Consider the following 22,704-nt stretch of genomic DNA (forward strand, 5'->3'; position numbering starts at 1 on the left):
GAAATTTATTTTATTTGTGAACATTTTCGCAAATATTTGGAAAACAGCATGAAGATACACTCCTCCTAGTCATCCTAATAAGTTTTTTGCGGGAAGGCCTTCACAACAAACAAAGGGGATGGAGTAGATGAATTTATCTTCTCAACTGCATGAAACAGCAAAACGATTACCTCAAAAACCAGCGTATTACTTTATGGATCAATCAAGTACATATGCCGAGCTTGATGAGGCTATCACAAAATTTGCATCAGGATTAGAAATGCTTGGAGTCAAAAAAGGGGATCATATTGGATTATTATTAGGGAACTCGCCATTTTTTGTCATTGGCATGTATGGGGCGCTGCGATTAGGTGCTACGGTGATTCCGATCAATCCAATCTACACGCCAGACGAAATCGGTTATATTTTGAATAACGGAGATGTCAACACGATTATTGCACTTGATTTAATGGTGCCTTTAGCAGAGAAAGTTCATCATGCCCTACCAAAGGTGGAAAACTACATCATTTGTGAAACTCCACAAGGCAAGGAAGCAAATGTGGACGTAACGCAGTTATCTGTTTATCCAAAATTGAAATCGTTTACCGATTTATTAGCTACAGGTGATCTAAGCTTTCAAGGACCTGAACTAGATGAGGATGATGTGGCAGTTATCTTGTACACTTCTGGAACGACTGGAAAGCCAAAAGGGGCGATGCTTACCCATAAGAATCTATATTCCAATGCGAGAGATGTTGGTATTTACTTGCATATGAATGAAGATGATCGGGTAATCACGACTCTTCCAATGTTCCATGTGTTTTGTTTGACTGTATCGTTAAATGCACCATTGTTAAGTGGTGCAACAATTTTGATTGATCCAAGATTTAGTCCAAAGGAAATTTTCCGTTTAGCAAAAAAATATGAACCTACTGTCTTTGCTGGAGTTCCTACAATGTATAACTTCCTCTATCAATATCCAGATGGGGATCCAAAGGATTTAAATTCTTTAAGATTGTGCATTTCTGGTGGCGCTGCTATGCCGGTTGCACTTTTAAAAAGCTTTGAAGAAAAGTTCAGCGTTATGATTTCCGAGGGGTACGGATTATCTGAGGCATCTCCAGTAACTTGCTTTAATCCACTTGATCGTCCAAGAAAAGCAGGTTCGATCGGACAATCCATCGTCCATGTTGAAAATAAAGTAGTCAACGAGCTTGGAGAAGAAGTTCCTCCAGGGCAATCGGGAGAGCTGATTGTACGTGGTCCGAATGTCATGAAGGGCTATTATAAAATGCCCGAGGAAACAGCTGCAACGATTCGTGACGGTTGGCTCCATACAGGGGACATGGCGACCATGGATGAAGAGGGTTATTTTTACATTGTGGACCGTAAAAAGGATTTAATCATTGTCGGTGGTTACAATGTATACCCTCGTGAGGTTGAAGAGGTATTGTACAATCATCAAGATGTCATTGAAGTTGCTGTTATTGGTGTTCCTGATCCAAATCAAGGTGAAGCAGTAAGAGCTTATGTTGTTAAGAAGAATCCTAGTTTAACTGAAGAAGATGTGTTAGCCTATTGCCGTGAGCACTTAGCGAAATATAAAGTTCCGAGTGCAATCGAATTTTTAGAAGAGCTACCGAAGAATACAACAGGAAAAATCTTGCGTAGAGCGCTTAAGGATCAAGTTACGAAAAATTAATGATTGTTGGCGTTTCTGTCATATGCAGGAACGCCTTTTTATTTGTATAAAAGAAGGAGTAAAGCTGTTGCTGGACGAATTTAAGATGATAATTCAATAAGGGAGCGATTAAATGAACTATAAAGTTTTGATCAACATGGAGATAGCGAATCATGAAGTGCCTGAATTGCGAGCTTTGGTGGGATGGGGGAGACGCGATAAGGATTATCCAGCCTTATTTGAACGTTGTAATTTCTGGGCAGGGGTTCGAGATGAAAATCAGAAATTGATTGCATTTGGCTATGTTTGTGGCATGGGCTTAGAGCATGGCTATATGGAGGATATTATGGTTCATCCTGAATATCAAGGGAAAGGAATTGGAGTATTGCTGGTAAAGGCATTATTGCATGAGTCTGAGCGATTTGGATTAGGCATCGTAACAGTTTCATTTGAAGAGGAAAATACAAACTTTTATAAAACTTGTGGGTTTACCCCTAGTGCAGGTGGAGTATGGCAAGTAGATTAGAAGTTTTTCAAGCTGGCATTGTGATGGCCAGCTTTTATTTGTTTTTGTAGGATTTTGTTAGTTAGAGATGTTTGGTTGCCAACAATGCTTAGGCGGATAGGAATTTTGTCAATCAAGTGAGGAATGAGTGACAGATTTCAGTGACGAGAAAGGAATTTTGTCAGTCAAAAGAGGCTGAGTTCAATTAGAGTATGAAAATGAAGTTCAACTCAACCCTCAACGGCTAATATCCCATCAATTATCCACTAGATAGTGTGAACTCTTCTAATCACAAAAATATTATTTTCGAAAAATTTATAACTTTGTGTAAAAACACTTGAAATACCATAGAAGGTAATTATATAATTTTAGTTATATATTATTATTTAGCGCACAAAAGCATAAAAGCGACAAAGTGAGAGGAAAATAGGGGGATATAAAAAATGTTGAAAAAATTCAAAGCAGTAGCTGCTGTTGGAATTATGGGAGCACTTATATTAAGTGGGTGTGGAGCGGAGGAATCCAATGGAGGCTCTTCAGGTAGTGGAGATTCAGAAAAAACATATAAGGTTGGGGTTACGCAATATGTGGAGCATCCATCACTTGATCTAGCAACAGCAGGATTTAAAAAGGCTCTAGAAGAATCTGGATTAAAAGTTGAATATGATGATCAAAGTGCCCAAGGGGATCCGAATAATACTCTAACCATTGCCAATAACTTTGTAGGCGACAAAGTGGATTTAATTTTTGCAAATGCAACTCCAAGTGCGCAAAGTGCACTAAATGCAACAACGGATATTCCAATCTTATTTACTTCAGTTACTGACCCAATTGGTGCTGGCTTAATCGAATCATTTGAAAAGCCAGGTGGAAATGTCACTGGAACAAGCGATATGTATCCTGATGCGATTCCAAATACAGTTGATTTTATCGTCGAAGATTTTGGTGCTAAATCTATCGGAACGATTTATAACACAGGAGAACAAAATTCCAATGTTCAAGTAGAAGAAATTAAGAAGGCATTAGAAGGTAAGGATGTCGAGTTAGTGGAAAGCTCAGTTGCTACGACAGCTGATGTAAAACAAGCTGCTGAGTCCTTAATCGGCAAGGTTGACGTCATTTATATCATTACTGACAATACCGTGGTTTCTGCACTAGATTCTGTTATTCAAGTTTCAAATGAAAACGACATTCCACTATTTGTAGGGGAAACAGATTCAGTTGCTAAGGGAGCCTTTGCTGCTTTCGGTATTTCTTATGAAGCGATTGGCTACGAAACTGGTAAAATGGCTGTTGAAATTTTGAAAGGTGAAAAGACTCCTGCGGATATTCCAGCTCAATATCCGACGGAAGTAAAGCTAGTCATCAATAAAAAGGCAGCAGAAGAAATGAACATTGAATTGAAAGAAGAATGGAACGATATTGCCGAGTTTTTAGAGTAAAAAGAATGCAAAGGGCTTCTACTTTTTAGTAGGAAAGCCCTTTGTTTAAATTCCACGAGAGGAAGATTTTATGTTTACGGCTATCTTTGGCTCTGTTGAAGCTGGTGCTATATATGCACTTATGGCTTTAGGGGTTTACTTATCTTTTAGAATATTAGATTTTCCTGATTTAACGGTGGACGGAAGTTTTGTTACAGGAGCAGCAGTAGCAGCAATGCTGATTATCGGAGGAACGAACCCTTTTGTGGCGACAATTGCGGGTTTTGTTGCAGGCTTTATTGCCGGGTGTATCACAGGGTTACTCCATACGAAGGGGAAAATAAATCCTCTGCTGTCCGGGATATTAATGATGATTGCCTTGTATTCTATCAATCTAAGAATTATGGGCAGATCAAATATTTCACTCTTAAATCAAGAAACATTGATTACGCAAATGACGGATTTTTGGAAAGGTCTTAAAATTGACGATGGTATACAGGCACTCTTTAATTCTATCGGTCTTTCTGCTTTTGTTCCTAAAACATGGGGCATTCTCATCATTATGCTTCTTCTAGCCTTTGTAGTAAAAGTGTTAATCGATCAATTTTTAAAAACCGACATTGGCTTAGCAATTCGAGCAACAGGTGATAATGAAACGATGATTCGAAGCTTTTCAGCCAATACGGATTATTTAAAGGTGCTTGGTTTAGGTCTCTCGAATGGACTTGTTGCCTTATCAGGGGCCTTAATCGGTCAGTACAGTGGCTTTAGTGATGTTGGAATGGGAATCGGGATGATCGTCATTGGTCTCGCGTCCGTCATAATTGGTGAAGCAGTGTTTGGTGCAAAAAGCATTGTACGAGCGACCCTTGCAGTCATCGGTGGAGCGATTTTATATCGTATTATCGTTGCTCTTGCCCTTAGAGTGGAGTTTTTAGAAACGGGGGATATGAAACTCATTACAGCTATTATCGTTGTGGCGGCTCTTATTATCCCGAAAGTGATCGATTGGCAAAAAGATAAGCAAAAGAAGAGAAAGAGATTACTAGCATCGAAGAAAAATATAAAAGCGAACGAGAAAAGTGGTGAAAGCCTTGCTGCAATTAAATCAGATATATAAAGTGTTCAATGAAGGTACACCAGATGAAAAAATTGCTCTAGACCATGTCAATTTAACGCTCAAACCAGGTGATTTTGTGACGGTAATCGGGAGTAACGGTGCAGGAAAATCGACATTGATGAATATGATTTCAGGGAAGCTTGTGCCTGACCTTGGAGTGATCAAAATCGATGGAACTGATGTAACAACGGTAAGAGAGCATAAACGTTCTAAATTTATCGGTCGTGTATTTCAAGACCCGATGGCAGGAACGGCTCCGTCGATGACGATTGAGGAGAACCTAGCACTTGCTTATACAAGAACTAGATCTCGCGGTTTAGCAAGAGGCGTATCGAAAAAGAGAAGAGAATTTTTTAAAGAAAAATTAGAAATCCTTCATTTAGGATTGGAAAATCGTTTACAGGCGAAAGTGGGACTGTTGTCTGGAGGAGAGCGCCAAGCTCTATCATTGTTGATGGCAACCTTTACAGAACCGAAAATTTTACTATTGGATGAACATACTGCTGCACTAGATCCATCACGGGCAGAGTTAATTACACGATTAACAAAGGATATTGTCGAAGAGTTTAAGCTGACGACGTTAATGGTTACACATAACATGGAGCAGGCATTGGAGTTGGGAAATCGCTTGATTATGATGGATAAAGGACAAATCATTTTCCAAGCGAATGAAGGACAAAAGCAACAGCTTACAGTTGATAAGCTTCTTGAGGAATTCCAGCGCATCCGTGGTGAGAAATTGAGCAGTGATAGAACCGTGTTAATTTAATCGTGTCAGATGAAGTGCTGTCGAGTGTGCGACAGCACTTTGCTGTCTTTAGAGGAGTTTTGTTGATAAATGTAATATTAGAATCCTGAAAACCAAATGCAGATAAGAATAAAGTAAAGTGTACCATGAGAGGTTCATGATGCTGATAATAGGAAGTATCAACTGGAAAAGGGAATCATGAGAGGTTCATGGTGCCGAACAAGGGAAATGGCAATTGAAAAAGGGAACCATGAGAGGCTCATGATTCCGATAAAAAAGAAGTTACGCTAAAAAATGTAACATGACGGTCCATTGCTCTATTAATAAAGAAACTCCATCAAAATTGAATACAATTATGGATAATGCATAACCAATTGAAAGCTCGTGAGCACTGTACTAGTATTTTTATAGCTATGTGTTTTATTAGCTAGAAAGCGAATGGAATCACCTGTAGAAAGGATAAACCGCTCTTCCCCGATGGCTAACTCAAGCTCTCCGCTCATCACAGTGATGTGTTCTTCTAGCCCTTCATTATGTCTTTCAGAAATATGCGTACAACCTGGTTCAACCTCAACAGTGAAGATTTCGAACTTTTTTCGAGGGTCAAATGGAAAAATCGAATATACACGATAATCTCCATTACTCTCCGTCACAGGAGTAATGCTGTCTAACTTCACGACTGTTATATTTGAGTCTTCTTCCTGAATCAAGGAAGAAAAAGAGATTTGCAAGCCGCGTGCAATTTTCCACAAAGTTGAAACTGTTGGGTTTGAATCTCCTCTTTCAATTTGCCCGAGCATCGCTTTGCTAACCCCTGTTAATTCGGCTATTTGATCCAGACTGGCACCACGATTCTTCCGAATGGCCTTTAAATTATCGCCAATGTTTTTTTGAATGTTTTCCATTTGCTCCTCCAAAATCATTGTATAATATAACGCACGTATGTATAATATATTTTATCAGAATTTTAAGTTAAGTACAAAAACGGTACACATACATATGGGGGGTTGGCGGATGCAAGATATTGCTTTAAACAAAGCTGGCACAGAATTTAGAAGAGGTATGCAAGCTGGAATCAGTATTGGCATTGGTTATATACCTGGTGCTCTAACATTTGGCTTGCTTGCCAAGACAACAGGGCTCTCAATTGGAGAAACGTTATTAATGAGTTTGGTCGTATATGCAGGGGCTGCCCAATATATATCACTGAGCTTACTAACGTTAGGCACAGGAACATTTGAAATTATCTTAACGACTTTCATTGTGAATATCCGCCATTTTCTTATGTCAGCTTCTTTAAATGAAAAAAGTGAAGAGGATGAGCCAATAGTAAAAGCAGCTTATGCATTTGGGATTACCGATGAGACCTTTTCAGTAGCTGCAGTCAAGGAAGGGACTGTATCAGCAAGGTATATGTTCGGCTTAAACTTAATTGCTTATTTAAGTTGGGTTGTTTTTTCAGGAATCGGTCATGCAGTTGGTGCAAGCTTGCCGCAAATATTTCAAGAAAGCATGTCTGTTGCTCTGTATGCTATGTTTGTTGCGCTATTAGTGCCATCTATGAAGAATGGAGTAAAGGTTGTATTTTTAGCTGCATTAGCTGCCATTTTTAATACCATTTTTACGATCACGAATGCTTTATCAACGGGATGGGCGATTGTCACGGCGACCTTGCTTTCAGCAGTCCTTGTTGAATTAATCGTGATGATGAAAGAAAGGGTGACAAAGAATGCAGAGTGAGATCGTCTGGATGATCATTGGCATGGGAGTCGCTACGTATATTCCAAGAATGCTTCCTTTTGTCCTTTTTCGCGGGAAGGAATTACCTGAATTTCTTCAAGGGGTATTAAAAAATGTTCCGTACGCCACATTAGGCGCTCTTATCTTTCCAGGAATTCTTTTTATTCACGAAGATATTTGGTATGGGATTTTAGGAGCAGCTGTGGCGATTTTTATTTCCTTCATTGGTGCAAATGTTATTGTCGTCGTATTAGGGTCAATTGCTGTCTTATCTTTGTATTCTTTTTTCATTTGATGCTAGTTCATGTGAGAGCTAGCTTTTTTTGATTTTATTTGGAGATTTTGAGATGCTAATGAGTAGTCTGCAGTTCTAAATGTTATTTTTTTTACTAAAATGATAATAGAGTGGTTGTCCAACGAGTAGTTCATTTTTACAACGCGGAGGGGGAATGGGATGGCTAGAAAAATTGGATTATATGGCATACTCTCGTACATTCTATATGGTCTATTCTTTTATTGGTATTTGTTCTATTTTGCCGATTCAAGTTTACCGTTTGAATACGAAGGTTCAAGCGCAGATCCAGCAACTTTTCTGAATGGACGTGAGCTCACATTAAGTGAAGAATATTCGAAAATACGAAATTTATTGTTTTTCTTAAGTACACCCTTTGAATGGCTACTCTATATATTTGTTTTATTAACGGGGCTTTCTGGCGCTTTTAAAAAATGGGCAGGTCAGTCTTCAAAGTTTAAAATGGTCCAAGTGGCGATCTATACATTCTGGCTTTCCTTATTTGCTTATGCAGTTACGTTCCCATTAAGCTATATCAGCCATTCTCTATCGAAGTCTTATAATATTTCGACTCAATCGTTTCCCTCATGGATGAAGGATGAGTTGATTGATTTCTGGATTAATTTTGGAACGATGTTGATCATTGTTGCCGTAGTCTACTGGTTGATGAGTAAAAGTCAAAAACGTTGGTGGCTATATGCATGGCTATTGTCAGTGCCATTTACATTATTTGTGATGTTCCTTCAGCCTGTTGTCATCGACCCGTTATACAATGACTTTTACCCGTTAAAGGACAAGCAATTAGAAGCCAAAATATTAGAACTTGCCAGTCAAGCTAATATCCCAGCTGAGCATGTGTTTGAAGTCAACATGGCTGAAAAAACAAATTCGTTGAATGCCTATGTTACCGGGATTGGAGCAAATTCCCGGATCGTTCTTTGGGATACGACATTAAATCGGTTAACGGATGATCAAATCTTATTCATAATGGCTCATGAAATGGCCCATTATGTGGAAAAGCATCTCTATATCGGGATAGCTGGCTATTTACTTCTATCATTAATTGGGCTGTATCTAGTCGCTAGGCTCATGAATATCGTGGTTGCCAAATGGGGAGAAGTTCTTAGGATTCCAAGAGTTAATGATATCCGTTCATTCCCTTTGTTTTTGCTGCTTCTATCGGTGCTGATGTTTGCTGCTAGTCCGTTTTCTAATCTTGTTTCACGCTATCAAGAATCGCGAGCTGATAAATATGCGATTGAAATGACAGATAACGTAGAAGCAGGTGTGAAGACTTTTCAGGAGTTGAGCAGAGCCGGACTCAGCCAGGTTAATCCACCACTTTTAGTCAAACTCTTTAGGTATGGACACCCAACAATGCTTGAACGAATTTCGATGCTGGAAGAGTATGAGCTTGAAAAAAGAAGAGAGAGTCAGGAATAAGCAGAGTCCATTTGGGCTCTGTTTTTCATTTGAAACTTTTTCCAATGAATATCGTAAGTAGTATTATTAGTTTAGGGGGCGAAATTATGAGAGAACTAGATGATCAAATTATGGAGCTTAAACAAGAAAAATATTTAAAGGAAAAGTTTCTTCGAAGATTAGAAGAGCTTCAGAGAGAGCGGCAACACGAAGCTGATAACGGAAAAAGCTTGAGACTACGATTAGAAAAAGAATTAAAGGACGTGGATAAGCTCGAAGGTGTTTCCCTTTCAGGATTTTTTCATATGATTGCTGGAAAAAAGGAAGAGCGTCTTGAAAAGGAAAAAGAAGAGGCGTTTAAAGCAAGAATTCTGTATGAGGAGTCTAAACAAAAGCTAGCAGAGTTGGATGTAGATATGCATGCTTTGAATGCAAAGATTGAAGAGATTGGCGATGTAGATGAACGCCTTAAGGCTGTGTTGATGGAAAAAGAGCAGCTCATCCATGAATCTGATCCAGCCCTTAGTGCACTACTCAATAATTTGATGGATCAGAAGATAAATTTGGAAATGGCATTAAAGGAACTCGATGAAGCAAATGATGCAGCTTTACAAGCTGAAAAGGCATTGGAAAAGGCAGATAGTTCTTTAACGAGTGCCAAAAACTGGGGCTATATGGATATGGCTGGCGGAGGGCTCATGTCTACTTTAATTAAGAGATCTCATATGGACGAAGCAAAGGAAGTTTTGCACTCTGCTCAGTATTATTTGAAGCGCCTGCAAGCCGAGCTTAACGATCTTGGAAAGGAATTAACCACAAATTTGGAGGTATCTGATTTTCTACATATCGCAGATCTCTTCTTTGATAATGTTTTTTCGGACTGGATGGTCCAGGAAAGAATTTCGGCATCTGCTTCTCAAGTGGCAGATTGTCTAGAAAGATTGGAAGAGTTACAGAGGGAATTAAAAACAGAAAAAAATCGTGTACAAGTGGAACTACAGAAAGTGGTTCAGGACCGGTTATCGTATCTTCATTCATGAGGTCATGCGGAAAATCCATGTCGTACTCAAAAAAACAAAGCTGTCTCAAAGGGCGACCCTTTGGAGACAGCTTTTTAAATGAGTGGATATCCTATTTACGTGCCAAATTTTTTGTTCAGTTCCTTGTACTTTGTAGATAGCTGAAGGAAGGTTTTTTTGTCCTGCTCGTCAATGGCCTTGTCAATACGTTTTGTTAATTTTTCCTTCTCTGACTTGAGCAGAGCTTCTGATAAAATCATATCGATGTATAAGTTTAGCACATACGCTTCCTTTAACTTTTTGCGATTCATTGCACCGGATTTCATAAATTCTGTATAAGATTGTTCTCTCACCGAAATCACCCCTGATGCCTTTTTGATATTATAAAGGATTTTCGGTAAGCGATCAATTAAATTATTTAAAAATTTAGAAAAATAAAACGGAATAATGAATGTTTTTTGAATTATTGCCAAGATTCGACAAAATTTCAAATATCCTTGTTATGATAGTAGTGAAACTCTGGATCAGACGAAAGTCCCGATACAAGAGTTATTTGAGGCATAAGGAGATGGATATATGGAAAATGGGAGGCTGTTAATTGAAGAATACGAAATAAACTCTTCGACAATTATCTTGCTACCTATTGTGTACGGAAGTCGAATATTTACAAAGATTCATGAGCTTGAAGAGGATTCAATCTCTCCATTCAAGCCCCTTGAGATTGTCAAGGAAAGCTGTTATAGCTATGGAAGTAGTTATGACGGTAGAAAGGTGGCAGCGAGGAAGCTTATAGGGGCAGTCCAAAAAGTTCCCATTGCTGTTTCCCCACTTATTTATATGTTCCCAACAACATCACCTGAAAATCCCCATTGTGTTTGGGTAGCACATGAACATGTTGTCGATTACAAAAGAGGAGAAGAACATTGTTCGACGATTGTTAAATTCAGTAACAATCAGTTTATCCCACTTCCTATTTCGCTTAGTTCCTTTGAAAACCAGTTGATACGAACCGTGATGCTTAAAACAAAGATTTTAAAAAGCAAAGATACTCCTACAGCTAAAATGATCTATTCAAGTAAGATTCGAAAATCAAATTCGGCGGAAGAACAAGAAAATTATTATTGGTAAATTCTAAATACTAAGATGGGTTAAGTAAAACTCTAGTAGCTCTTGAACTTTGTTACGAATTCTTGGATTGAAGTAATTGTGGTGCTCTTCGTAGCCCTTATAGAGAAACGTATACATAGTAAAGGCTTCGTCACGTTTTAATTCGAAAACCTTCAAATTGTTTTTTTTCATATATTGCTTAACCTGTGATAATTCATTTTGGATGGTCTTCATTGTTTTTTCAATGAGGTTTACATAAGGATCCTTCAGTTTAAAAGGACTCTTATGGATAACGGTCAAATCTCTATTTAAAATGGTGAGGACCATAGGCAGATAAATAGCCTTCTCAATGATATCCCGATCCTCTTCAGGAATCCTCGTCATATTCATTCACCTCTTAATAGAACAAATGTTCGTTTTTATTTTATAAAAATTATATGCAATTGGCAAGTGAATAATTCCTCAAAGTGAAAAGAATAATTTCCCATTTAAAGTTTGTAAAAAAAAATGTAGAAAAAGCAGGAGAAATTATTTCAATTATCGAAATAAAAGGGAAGCTAAAAATGGAGGATGATTGAAATGACAAAAGAGTACTTAAAAGCAGAAGATTTATACAAGCTGAAATCAGTGGCCGACCCACGCCTAAGCAGTAATGGTAAGGATCTTGTGTATGTGGAGACAAAGATCTCTGAAGAAAAGGACGAATATGTTTCGAATCTTTATTACATAGATGTAGAAGAGAAAACAACTCCTATTCAATGGACATACGGGGAACATCGTAACCATTCTCCACGCTGGTCACCAACAGAGGGAGAAGTAGCTTTTGTCTCCAATCGTAGTGGGAAAAATCAAATTTTTGTATTAAAAGCAACAGGTGGAGAGGCTCGTCAAGTGACTGAGTGTACAAATGGAGCATCTAATCCAGTTTGGTCTCCAGATGGAAAAAAAATTGCCTTCAACGTTTCTCTAGGTGAAGACGAACAGTTAGTAGAAAAGGATAAAAAAGAAGAGAAGAAATTAGTTCCACTTGAAGTAGATAAAATGAAATACAAATCTGATTCTGCAGGCTTCTGGAATGGAAATTATTCACAAATTGCTGTAGTTGACCTAGAAACAGGTGAAACAGAATTAGTGACAAAAGGGAAAAACGATTATCATCTTCAAGGCTGGTCACCAGATGGGAAACATCTAGCAGTGTTAACAGACCTAAGCGAGAACTTGGATTTCTCTTTTATAAGTGATGTGTATTTATTAGATGTTGAGACAAAAGAGCTTGAAAAAATTACAAATAGTAATGGCTATTTTGGTGGTGTTACGTGGTCACCGAATGGAAAATACATTGGCCTACTTGGGCATGAGAGAGAGTATGACAATGCGACCCTAAGTAAGATTTGGGTGTACGATACAGAGCAAAAAGAACTTTCTTGTCTAACAGCTGACACTGATTTATTGATTGGTGACTATGCAATTGGAGATTTCCAACAAGGAGCCGTATCACCAGGTCTACTTTGGACTGAGAATAATGAAAGTTTCTATTTCCTTGCTTCTGATCATGGGAATACGGCTGTTTATTACGGCTCACTACAGGGAGAATTGTATCCAGCCCTATTAGAAAACCAACATGTGTACGGACTAACAACAGGAGGAACTTTAAATCGAGCAGTAGTAGCGATTAGTAAGCCAACTTTACATGGAGAAATGTTCCTTTTAGATGTACCGACAGGAAATCTAGAGCAATTAACTGAGGTTAATAAAGAATACACAGATGTAGTGAAGCTAGCAGAAGTAGAGGAAATCGAATTTAAATCGAAGGATGATTGGGACCTTCATGGTTGGATCATGAAGCCAGCCAACTTTGAAGAAGGAAAGAAATATCCACTTATTCTTGAAATTCACGGTGGACCGCATGCGATGTATGCGAATTCCTATTTCCATGAATTTCAAATGTTAGCGGGAGCTGGATATGCTGTGTTATACATTAACCCACGAGGCAGTCATGGCTATGGACAAAAGTTTGTTGATGCAGTCCGTGGTGATTATGGTGGAAGAGATTATGCAGACCTAATGGAAGCAGTCGATTATGCTCTAGAGAAATACGACTTTATCGATGAAACGAAGCTTGGTGTAACAGGTGGAAGCTATGGAGGCTTCATGACAAACTGGATCGTTGGCCATACAAATCGATTCAAAGCCGCAGTTACCCAACGTTCCATTTCCAACTGGATCAGTTTCTATGGTGTAAGTGATATCGGCTACTATTTTAATGCATGGCAAATTAAGAGCGAATTAGAGGATGCAGAAACCTTATGGAAGCACTCACCACTCGCTTATGTGAATAATGTTGAGACTCCACTCCTCATTCTTCATAGTGAAAAGGATTTCCGTTGCCCAATTGAGCAAGCAGAGCAACTCTATATTGCCTTGAAGCATCGTCAGAAAGAAACAAAGTTTGTTCGTTTCCCAGAATCGAATCATGAGCTTTCAAGAAGTGGAAAACCAACTTTAAGAATTGCTAGATTAAATTACATTTTAAATTGGTTCAGTGAGTATATTAAATAATAAGAAGACGAAACCGCAAAGCTTCAAGTTTTGCGGTTCTTTTTATCTCGGGCTATACTAGTCCTCTTTCAAATTAGAAAAATCCCTCTATTTTTGGTACTCTTGAATTAATCAACTTTTATTAGAATCTACAAAACATTTCGTCATAAATCGAAACCTCTAGAGCAAAAAATATGTCCAATATTGTATGGAGTAAAATTTCTAAATGGAAGGTATTTTTTAAATGAGATATGAGAGACAAGTGAAAAAGAAAAAAAGAAAATGGAAAGTGTTCCTCCTCATTATTTTGCTATTGGTGGTAGGGGCGATTTCCTATAGTTATTTTCAATATAAACAAGGGGTATCGCAATCGTTAGACAAAGTAGATAACCAAACGATTGTACAGGAAGAATATGAATTTAACGGAGAAAAAGACCGTTATGGAGGAACGAATGTCCTTCTCCTTGGTAGTGATTCTCGTGGAGAAGAACAGTCTCGAGCAGATACAATTATGGTTGCGAGATATCATCCGGATACAGGTTCGTACAAGTTAATTTCCATTATGCGGGATACTTATGTCGAAATTCCAGGTCATGGTGAGAATCGGATCAACACCGCTTTTGCACTTGGTGGTCCAGAATTACTTAGAGAAACAATCAAAGAAAACTTTGACTTAGATATTCAGTATTATGCCATCGTGGATTTCCAAGGCTTTGTTCATTTAGTTGATGAAGCTTTTCCAAAAGGCGTAAAAATCGATGTTGAGAAAAAAATGTCTGAAAATATTGGTGTCACGCTTGAGCCTGGTGTTCAATACCTAGATGGCGAACATCTATTAGGGTACGTTCGATTCCGTCACGATGCCATCGGGGATTTCGGAAGAGTTGAGCGACAACAAAAGGTAGTCAAACAGATAGGTAGCCAGCTGACAAGCATTCAAACAATACCGAAGCTACCAAAATTGGTTGGTGTTGTCACACCTTTCATAAATACGAATATGGACACCGGAGATATGCTGTATATTGGGAAAGACTTTTTATCCAAGGAAAATCGTAATATCGATTCTTTGAGAATCCCAGTTGATCATTCATGGGAGGATGCAACCATTAAAGGGGCATCAGTTCTATCCATTGACTTAGAAGAAAATAAAACAGCGATTCATGATTTTCTTGTAGAACAAAAAAGTCCTATAGAATAAAATCGAAGTCTTTCATGTTTTTAAAGGAGATATTTAAGTGGAAGTTGAAGTTTTAAAAGAATGGTTCACATTAGAAAATATAATGGAAGTAATCGAACACTACCGTGCAATTGGACCAATTCCAGGGATTTTATTACCTATGTTAGAAGCCTTTTTGCCTTTTCTGCCATTGGTGATCTTTGTGATGGCGAACGCCAATGCTTTTGGGTTATGGTTTGGATTTCTCTTTTCTTGGGTAGGAGCATCTGTAGGAGCGTTGCTTGTCTTTCTTCTTATTCGTCGATATGGGCAAAAAAGATTCCTCTCCTTTTTAAAAAAGAGCCCGAAAGTCAAAAAATTGATGGCATGGTTGGAGAGACATGGATTTGGACCATTATTCTTATTACTATGCTTTCCATTTACGCCATCAGCCGTTGTCAATATAGTGGCGGGTCTTTCGAAAATAAGCATCTATCAGTATATGCTAGCCGTAATAGCTGGAAAAATGGTGATGATTTTTACGATAAGCTTTGTTGGCTATGATATTCGTTCACTTATTACACAGCCTATCCGAACAGCCATTGTAGGCGTCGTCATTTTTATCTTGTGGCTTGTGGGGAAACAAATTGAAATCAGACTAAATAAAAACGTGGAAAAGGAAAAACAAATTAGTTAAGTCGAAATTCTACATATAGCTAAATTTTCCTGGAGGTGAAGGGGTTGAGAGAAGAGGTAAAAAAAGAGGGGATTGAATGGATAAAAGCAGTGGGAATTGGTCTTATTTTAGTTGTTTTCATTCGTGCATTTTTCTTTTCTAATTATGTCGTAGAGGGTGAATCGATGAGACCAACTCTCGAGGACGGAAATAAGCTGATTGTCAACAAGCTTGGCTATCAAATCGGAGATTTTAACCGCTTTGATGTCATTGTTTTTCATGCAAACGAGGAAGAAGATTATGTTAAAAGAATTATCGGTTTGCCTGGAGATGAAATTGAATACAAAAACGATCAGCTGATTATTAATGGGAAGAAAGTGAATGAACCTTACCTCGATAAATATCGTAAACAACACCTCGCAATAAGGCTAACAGAGGATTTTACCTTAACAGTGCCAAAAGAGAAGCTTTTTGTCCTTGGAGACAATCGATTAAAAAGCTACGATAGTCGTCAATTCGGCTTTATCTCTGTTGAGCAAGTAGTCGGTAAAGTGAACTTGCGCTATTGGCCAATTGATCATATGGATATGTCTTTTTAGGAAAATGGAAGCAAACAGAAGGGACTCGATTATTTTCGGGTCTCTCTTTTTGTGTTACACTAATAAGAAAGAAAAATCAGAAAATTACAGAGGGGGGAGACGATGAAAAAGCAACTGGCTGTTATGAAGACGAAGCTCATTCCGCCAAGATTTCGTGAGGAATCCATTCGAAGAGCAAGGCTTACTAGAAAAATGAAAACGATTTCAAGGTATCCGCTTACGCTTGTTCATGCAGGTGCTGGCTATGGAAAAAGTACTGCAATATCACTTTATGTTAATGATGAAAAAATTCGTTGTTGCTGGTACTCGATCACCTCCTCTGATGATGATATTGTCCCTCTTTTGACCTATGTAATAGCTGCTGTGCAGAGTATTGCTCCGTCTTTTGGTAAGGAACTAGCTGAATATATGGATAAAATGAACCCATTTATCCGTGAAGAAGAAATTAGCCAGCTATGTACATTCTTTATAAATGAAATAGTTAGCTTAGAAGATGAGATAACGATAATATTAGATGATTTTCATCAAATCGAGCACTCTTACAACATTAATCACTGGATGGAGAAACTATTAGAGCACATACCGGAAAATCTACATCTGATTGTCTCAAGTCGAAGTAGACCGCGTTGGAAATATCTTCGGAAAATGAAAGTAAGCAATCAACTACTAGAAATAAGTAAAGAAGATCTCGTGTTAACAAAGGAGGAAGTCGAGCTCCTACTGTATGATTTTTATCAGCTTAGCTTAACAGAAGTACAGCTTGAAGAAGTGTATCGTTTAACTGAAGGATGGGTGATTGCTTTAGGGATGGTGGCCCAGCAAATTCCTGAATATCCGGAGCTGGTTTTTAAAGAATCCTCGCTTTCATTAGAGGATTTATTTCACTATTTAGCGTTAGAGGTATTTGAAAAGCAGCCACCAATGATTCAACAGTTTCTTGAGCAAACGAGTGTGCTTGAGGAAATTGACGAAGAAATATGCAATGAGGTACTTGGGCTTACTGGTTCGAGAGAGATGCTACAGCAAATACATGAGCGAAATCTATTTATCCAAAAATTGGGGGAAAATCAATTTCGCTATCATGCGTTATTTAAAGAATTTCTAGAGGAACAGTTACGAACCAATCAACCTCGAAGTTTTGCATTAATTCATGAACGATGTGCTCGTTTTTTCGAGAAGAAAGAACAATGGGAAACGGCTATTAGACATTATGAAAAAATGGGTAATATTCAAGCAGTTGCAGCACTTTTAAATGATTACGGTTCAAAGCTTCTTGAGAGTGGAAAGCTAGAAAGCTTATACGACCGTTTAAGTAAAGTTCCGGATGAAATTAAGGATCAATTTTTCAAGCTGTGGTTTTTGCAAGGTGAGGTGGAGCGTTATCGCTCTTTATATATGGAAGCATCTGTTTCATATGATCGGGCGATTGTGGAGGCTGATAAAAGAGGCAATCAGCTCGGAAAAAGCAAAGCGTTAGAAGGAAAAGCACAAATATTTCTTGATACGATTCAGCCGTTCAATGCGGAACGCTTATTGTATCAGGCGATTGAAATTCGAGAAAGTAGTGATATAAGCCCCGAAGAAGAAACTCATAAGCTGTATCGGTTGCTAGCAGAGAATTTAATCAACTCAGGGCAGGCAAAGAAGGCGGAGAAATGGATAAAGAGAGCGCAAGCCTTCCATGAAAATATTGTTGATGGGAATTTAGAAGCAAGACTTTATTTACGGACAGGTCGGTTAGAGGAAGCGAGAAAAACGTTACTGTCAGCGAGAAAGTTATCGAATATGCAAAAACTTCCCCAGTCTCATCGTGAGACCGATTTATTATTAGCACTTATTGAAGCATTTAAAGGAAATGATGAGGAGTCCAAGAAATTGGCGCAAGCTGGAATTCAATACGGAATTGAAATTCATTCCCCATTTGTGGAAGCTTGTGGTTGGATTCGAATGGGTCATGCAGTTCAACTCATTCATCACTATGAAAATACTTTGGCAAAAAAATGCTATGAAACGGCGTTAGATATTATGGAACAGATTCAAGTAGAGAGAGGAAAAGCTGAGCCCTTAATGGGGTTATGTATTTTATATGGAAGTAAGGGAGAATATGAGCGTGCCATTGAAATGGGAAAAGCAGCCCTGCAAGAGACGGAAAAGGTCAAGGATCTGTGGCTTTCATCTTTAATTATGTTAGGAATGGGGATTGCCTCTATAAATAACGACCGGCTTGAGGAAGCATTTATTTACTTTCAAAAGGCGGAAAAAATGTTCGTTGAGTGCCAAGATGAATATGGGAAAATGCTGAGCTTTTTTTGGCTATCTTATTGTGCTTTTTTAGGGCAAGATGAAGAGAATTTTAAGAAATATATGCTTCAGTTTTTAAAAAATGTACGTCTTGGAAACTATGAATATATTTTTCATAAAAGAACTCTCTTTGGCCCAAGAGACCTGCAAATCTTTGCCCCGTTATTAATTGAAGCACATCAAAAAAATATTTCTTCAGGTTACACAGGAAAGCTTTTACAGGATATGGGCATATATCGGCTTGAGTCTCATCCAGGATATACTCTTAGAATAAAAGCTTTGGGGCAATTTAAGGTGTGGCTCGGGAACAAAGAAGTAGAAGAAAAAGATTGGCAAAGAGGAAAAGCAAAGGAACTGCTTCAGTTATTTATGACCCATATACGCCACATGTTTACGAAGGAAGAAATCTTTCAAAAGCTATGGCCAACCTTAGATGAAAAAGGTGCGACAAGAGATTTTAAAGTTGCGTTAAATGCGTTGCACAGCGCTTTAGAGCCGAATCGCAAAGCCCGTTCAACACCATTTTTTGTCATTAGAGAAGGGGCTACATACGGAATAAATGTCGCGGCTAGAATTGAATTAGATGCAGCAGAATTTGAAGAGTGGGTCACACTAGGGCTTGATGAGAGTGAGAGGGAGCAAGCCATTTCATGTTTAGAGCGGGGGCTCCAACTTTATAAAGGAGATTATTTACATGAACGGCCATATGATGATTGGTGCTTAAATGAACGGGAGCGCTTACTTGTACTCTTTTTAAGAGGAGCAGAAAAGCTCGCCCAATTGTACGTGCGAATAGAGGATTATAATAAAGCGATTTACTGGTGTGAACGAATTATTAAAAAGGACCAGACGTGGGAAGAGGCATACCGGTTAATTATGTTTTGTTTTTATCGAAAAAACAATCGTCCCTTTGCGATGAAATGGTATAAAAAATGCTGTGACATATTAGAAGAAGAGTTAGGTGTTACTCCTCTCGAGCCAACTCGTCACATGTATGAAATGATTCTTGAAGCAGATGAGAATATTGAACCGATTTGAGCAACCCAGAAGATGGGTTGTTTTTTTTAGGCAGTTTTCGTGTAGATTGTGTTTTTTCGCAAAAGTCCAATAGCCGACTTTTGCACCTGTATATGAGATTTAGAAATACTATATGAGATTCCATTGCTCTTTTCTCAAATCTAGTAGCTGAATATCCAAGATAAAACAACACTATTCTTTGTTATTTTGTTTCAAAAGCAACAATGTTTGAGAAAAGAGCTTCTTTGTAACTCAAATGTAACCTGTGCCATTTATGATAGCTTCAAAGCTCGATAGCTTATGGTAAGGACCATGCTTTACACATCTTGTCGATGGGAGCGGAAGGTGCAAGACTTAATGCCTGGAGCGGAAAGAAACAAGATAAGTATGCAAAGAGTCTTTGAAAAAATCTAAGGGGGAAGAACCACTGTGAAAACGTTGAAACGGAGCCTGTTTTTTGCATTCTTTTTATCACTATTCTTGATTGCAAGCGCATGTAGCAATTCAGAACAAACTGAGTCTGAAGGAAACGAAGGAACAGAAGGAACTACAGAAACAGAAGAAGCACCAAAAGAACCGATTAAAATTGGTTTACTTGCCTCACAAACAGGCGGACTAGAAGCATATGGTGAGCAGACATTAAGAGGATTTGAACTTGGATTAGAATATGCAACAGATGGAACGATGGAAGTAGCTGGACGCAAAATTGAATACATCGTAGAAGACACCGAAACAAAGCCTGAAGTTGCCGTTCAAAAAGCTACAAAACTATTAGAAGAAGATGAGGTTGATTTCTTAGTTGGTTCATCCAGCTCAGGAGACACATTAGCCGTGCTTCCACTAGCTGAAGAATACGAAAAAATTATGATTGTCGAGCCTGCAGTGGCTGATAGTATTACAGGCTCAGAGTTTAATCCATTCATTTTCCGCACAGCGCGTAACTCTTCACAAGATGCAGTAGCAGGTGCTGCTGCTATTGCTGGTGAAGGTGTTAAAATCGCTACTTTTGCACCGGACTATTCCTTTGGATGGGATGGAGTAGCAGCATTCAAAGAAGCTGCTGAGAAACTTGGAGCAGAAATTATTCATGAAGAATATGCTCCTGCAGATGCAACCGATTTTACCTCTAATATTCAAAAAATCATTGATGCAAAACCGGATTATTTATTTGTCGTATGGGCGGGGGCAAACTCTCCTTGGAATCAAATAGCTGACATGAAAGTGCAGGAAAAAGGAATCAAGATCTCCACTGGTGCACCAGATATCGCGGCATTAGCGACAATGGAGCCACTTATTGGAATGGAAGGATTCACCGTTTATTATCATGACCTACCGCAAAATGACATGAATGCCTGGCTCGTTGAAGAACATAAAAAACGTTTTAATGGCGATGTCCCGGATTTATTTACACCAGGAGGCATGACAGCGGCCATTGCAATTGTAGAAGCCCTCAAGAAAACAGAGGGAGATGCAGATGCGGATACGCTAATTGAAACAATGGAAGGCATGAGTTTCGACACACCAAAAGGCACGATGACCTTCAGACCAGAGGATCATCAGGCTTTACAGGCACTTTACGCGATTAAACTGGAGAAAAAAGATGGGGTTCCATATCCAGTCCCAGTTTTAATTCGTGAATTGAGTCCGGAAGAGACTGCTCCTCCAATTAGGAATTAGCATTAGTACGGACAATGAGCTTCGGTAATCTTACCGAAGTTCATTGTTTATCTATCAGGCTAAGAAAGTATAAATTTTGACTTTGAAAATTGTCCAGCTTCAGGCGCCAACGACTCGAGGTCATAAGCCAATCCGTCGAGAAGGTTAAAGAACAACCTTCACGCCGGTTCGTCTTATGCTGGTCGCCGTTAGGCGGGCGCCTTTCGCTTTTCTTATAAAAAGGAGGTTTTCAGGTGGAGACATTGTTTGAAACAAAGGATTTAACCATTGCTTTTGGTGGGCATATTGCTGTCGATCACGTGACGATATCAGTTTCTGCCAATCAATTTAAGTCGATCATCGGTCCGAATGGAGCCGGGAAAACGACATTCTTCAACTTGTTGAGTGGTCAGCTTTCTCCAACAGAAGGGGAGATCTTTTTCCGCGGAGAGAATATTACGAAACTCTCATCGACTGAAAGGACAAGGAAAGGAATTGGACGGTCCTTTCAAATTACCAATGTGTTTCCGAATTTGACGGTATTGGAAAATGTACGATTGGCTGTTCAATCTCAAGCAGGTATTCGTTATCAAATCCTTTCTCATTTTAAGAAATATAAAGACTTAGAGGCAAAGGCACTGGAATGGCTTGAAATGGTGATGCTGGAGGATAAACAAGAGACACTAGCGATCAATTTGGCCCACGGTGAAAAAAGAAAATTAGAGATTGCGATGTTACTAGCGTTAAATACAGAGGTTCTGCTGTTAGATGAACCAACAGCAGGAATGTCATTGGAAGAGGTACCTGCGATTTTAGATGTGATCCGACGAATTAAAGAAAAAGGTGACCGAACGATTCTATTAATCGAGCACAAAATGGATATGATCTTGGATTTATCTGATTCCATTATGGTGTTGTTTAACGGTCGCTTGCTTGCAGATGGTACTCCTGAAGAGATTATGCAAAATGAAACCGTTCAGTCTGCCTATCTAGGAGGGATTCACAGTTGAGTATCCAATTGAAGCTAGAAGACGTTGAAACCTATATTGGTCAGTTTCATATTTTACAAGGCATTTCACTAGAAGTACGAAAAGGAGAGGTAACCGTGCTTCTTGGGAGAAATGGTGCCGGTAAAACGACGACACTAAGAACAATTATGGGCTTAAATCCCTCTACAAAAGGAACGATCACTTTTAACAATGAGGAAATTCAGTCACTCCCGACGTATTCTGTAGCGCAAAAGGGGATTGGATATGTTCCGGAGGATCAGGGGATTTTTTCCGAGCTGACAGTTGAAGAAAATTTGAAGGTCGCCATGAAAAATGAAAGTGACAGGACAAAAGAGCGTCTTGATTATATTTTAAATTTGTTTCCTGACTTAAAGAAGTTTTGGAAGAAGCCCGGTGGTCTTTTAAGTGGAGGGCAAAAACAGATGCTATCGATTGCAAGAGCGTATGTAAACGATAATGAGCTTCTTTTAATCGATGAACCAAGTAAGGGGCTGGCTCCGATTGTCGTGGAAAAAGTGATGGAATCAATCATCGAAATGAAGGATAAAACAACGATTGTTCTTGTCGAGCAAAATTTCATGATGGCGAGTACGATTGGGGACCAATTTTACATTATTGACGATGGTCAGACGGTACAAAATGGTGCGATGGAAGTGTTAAAAGAAGACGATGAGATGAGGAGAAAGTATTTAGGTATTGCGTAAAGGGGGGGAAGAG

At 38.7% G+C, this 22,704-nt stretch carries 21 protein-coding genes; 18 read left to right on the forward strand and 3 right to left on the reverse strand.

All coding sequences use genetic code 11. The features are described 5' to 3' along the window. Positions 1-127 precede the first annotated feature (127 nt). The 5 genes from FA727_RS01165 (at position 128) to FA727_RS01185 (ending at position 5,475) form a co-directional block, all read left to right on the forward strand. Positions 128-1,681, forward strand: a complete 1,554-nt coding sequence (locus FA727_RS01165) for a fatty acid--CoA ligase family protein (protein WP_136828912.1) — start codon at positions 128-130, stop codon at positions 1,679-1,681. Between the two features lie 112 nt (positions 1,682-1,793). Continuing rightward, complete coding sequence (locus FA727_RS01170; RefSeq protein ID WP_136828913.1) at positions 1,794-2,186, forward strand: GNAT family N-acetyltransferase; 393 nt, start codon at positions 1,794-1,796, stop codon at positions 2,184-2,186. A gap of 422 nt (positions 2,187-2,608) precedes the next feature. Continuing rightward, positions 2,609-3,607, forward strand: a complete 999-nt coding sequence (locus tag FA727_RS01175; RefSeq protein ID WP_136828914.1) for an ABC transporter substrate-binding protein — start codon at positions 2,609-2,611, stop codon at positions 3,605-3,607. 70 nt (positions 3,608-3,677) lie between these two features. Further along, on the forward strand, positions 3,678-4,706 hold the full coding sequence (locus FA727_RS01180; protein WP_136828915.1) for an ABC transporter permease: 1,029 nt from the start codon (positions 3,678-3,680) through the stop codon (positions 4,704-4,706). Then, complete coding sequence (locus tag FA727_RS01185; protein ID WP_136828916.1) at positions 4,681-5,475, forward strand: ABC transporter ATP-binding protein; 795 nt, start codon at positions 4,681-4,683, stop codon at positions 5,473-5,475. The genes FA727_RS01180 and FA727_RS01185 overlap by 26 nt, the downstream gene beginning before the upstream one ends. Positions 5,476-5,807: 332 nt before the next feature. On the opposite strand, the gene FA727_RS01190 is transcribed toward FA727_RS01185, so the two are convergent. Beyond that, positions 5,808-6,359, reverse strand: a complete 552-nt coding sequence (locus FA727_RS01190) for a helix-turn-helix domain-containing protein (protein WP_136828917.1) — start codon at positions 6,357-6,359, stop codon at positions 5,808-5,810. A gap of 109 nt (positions 6,360-6,468) precedes the next feature. On the opposite strand from FA727_RS01190, the gene FA727_RS01195 reads away from it, so the two are divergent. From FA727_RS01195 to FA727_RS01210, 4 genes are all read left to right on the forward strand, one after another. Further along, positions 6,469-7,194, forward strand: coding sequence for an AzlC family ABC transporter permease (locus FA727_RS01195; protein WP_136828918.1), 726 nt, complete (start codon positions 6,469-6,471; stop codon positions 7,192-7,194). Beyond that, entirely contained in the window at positions 7,184-7,489 is a 306-nt protein-coding gene (locus tag FA727_RS01200) for an AzlD domain-containing protein (protein ID WP_136828919.1), read from the forward strand. The genes FA727_RS01195 and FA727_RS01200 overlap by 11 nt, the downstream gene beginning before the upstream one ends. Positions 7,490-7,648: 159 nt before the next feature. Beyond that, positions 7,649-8,929 (forward strand): M48 family metallopeptidase, encoded by a 1,281-nt coding sequence (locus tag FA727_RS01205; RefSeq protein ID WP_136828920.1) that lies wholly within the window; start codon positions 7,649-7,651, stop codon positions 8,927-8,929. Between the two features lie 86 nt (positions 8,930-9,015). Continuing rightward, a complete protein-coding gene (locus FA727_RS01210; RefSeq protein WP_136828921.1) occupies positions 9,016-9,948 on the forward strand; it encodes a hypothetical protein in 933 nt (310 codons plus the stop codon). A 95-nt stretch (positions 9,949-10,043) separates the two neighbouring features. On the opposite strand, the gene FA727_RS01215 is transcribed toward FA727_RS01210, so the two are convergent. Further along, on the reverse strand, positions 10,044-10,280 hold the full coding sequence (locus FA727_RS01215) for an IDEAL domain-containing protein (protein WP_136828922.1): 237 nt from the start codon (positions 10,278-10,280) through the stop codon (positions 10,044-10,046). Between the two features lie 223 nt (positions 10,281-10,503). Between FA727_RS01215 and FA727_RS01220 the strand changes: the two genes are divergently transcribed. Continuing rightward, a complete protein-coding gene (locus tag FA727_RS01220) occupies positions 10,504-11,055 on the forward strand; it encodes a competence protein ComK (protein WP_136828923.1) in 552 nt (183 codons plus the stop codon). 3 nt (positions 11,056-11,058) lie between these two features. Here FA727_RS01220 and FA727_RS01225 read toward each other — a convergent pair whose 3' ends face one another. After that, positions 11,059-11,418, reverse strand: a complete 360-nt coding sequence (locus tag FA727_RS01225; RefSeq protein WP_136828924.1) for a YhjD family protein — start codon at positions 11,416-11,418, stop codon at positions 11,059-11,061. Positions 11,419-11,613: 195 nt separating this feature from the next. Between FA727_RS01225 and FA727_RS01230 the strand changes: the two genes are divergently transcribed. From FA727_RS01230 to FA727_RS01265, 8 genes are all read left to right on the forward strand, one after another. Continuing rightward, positions 11,614-13,593, forward strand: coding sequence for a S9 family peptidase (locus FA727_RS01230; protein WP_136828925.1), 1,980 nt, complete (start codon positions 11,614-11,616; stop codon positions 13,591-13,593). 223 nt (positions 13,594-13,816) lie between these two features. Then, complete coding sequence (locus FA727_RS01235) at positions 13,817-14,770, forward strand: LCP family protein (RefSeq protein ID WP_136828926.1); 954 nt, start codon at positions 13,817-13,819, stop codon at positions 14,768-14,770. An 82-nt stretch (positions 14,771-14,852) separates the two neighbouring features. Then, positions 14,853-15,425, forward strand: a complete 573-nt coding sequence (locus FA727_RS01240; protein ID WP_438646616.1) for a TVP38/TMEM64 family protein — start codon at positions 14,853-14,855, stop codon at positions 15,423-15,425. Positions 15,426-15,469: 44 nt separating this feature from the next. Beyond that, the gene (gene lepB, locus FA727_RS01245) at positions 15,470-16,003 is read left to right on the forward strand and encodes a signal peptidase I (protein WP_136828928.1); all 534 of its coding nucleotides are present in this window, start codon (positions 15,470-15,472) and stop codon (positions 16,001-16,003) included. 102 nt (positions 16,004-16,105) lie between these two features. Further along, positions 16,106-19,342: a winged helix-turn-helix domain-containing protein gene (locus tag FA727_RS01250; RefSeq protein WP_136828929.1), complete on the forward strand. Its 3,237-nt coding sequence runs from the start codon at positions 16,106-16,108 to the stop codon at positions 19,340-19,342. Between the two features lie 459 nt (positions 19,343-19,801). Continuing rightward, positions 19,802-20,998 (forward strand): substrate-binding domain-containing protein, encoded by a 1,197-nt coding sequence (locus tag FA727_RS01255; RefSeq protein WP_438646617.1) that lies wholly within the window; start codon positions 19,802-19,804, stop codon positions 20,996-20,998. Between the two features lie 233 nt (positions 20,999-21,231). Beyond that, a complete protein-coding gene (locus FA727_RS01260) occupies positions 21,232-21,987 on the forward strand; it encodes an ABC transporter ATP-binding protein (protein WP_136828930.1) in 756 nt (251 codons plus the stop codon). Beyond that, entirely contained in the window at positions 21,984-22,691 is a 708-nt protein-coding gene (locus FA727_RS01265; protein ID WP_136828931.1) for an ABC transporter ATP-binding protein, read from the forward strand. Before FA727_RS01260 ends, FA727_RS01265 begins: the two co-directional genes overlap by 4 nt. Positions 22,692-22,704 lie beyond the last annotated feature (13 nt).

Origin of the sequence: Robertmurraya kyonggiensis (assembly GCF_005116465.1) — a bacterium.
Classification (GTDB): domain Bacteria; phylum Bacillota; class Bacilli; order Bacillales; family Cytobacillaceae; genus Robertmurraya; species Robertmurraya kyonggiensis.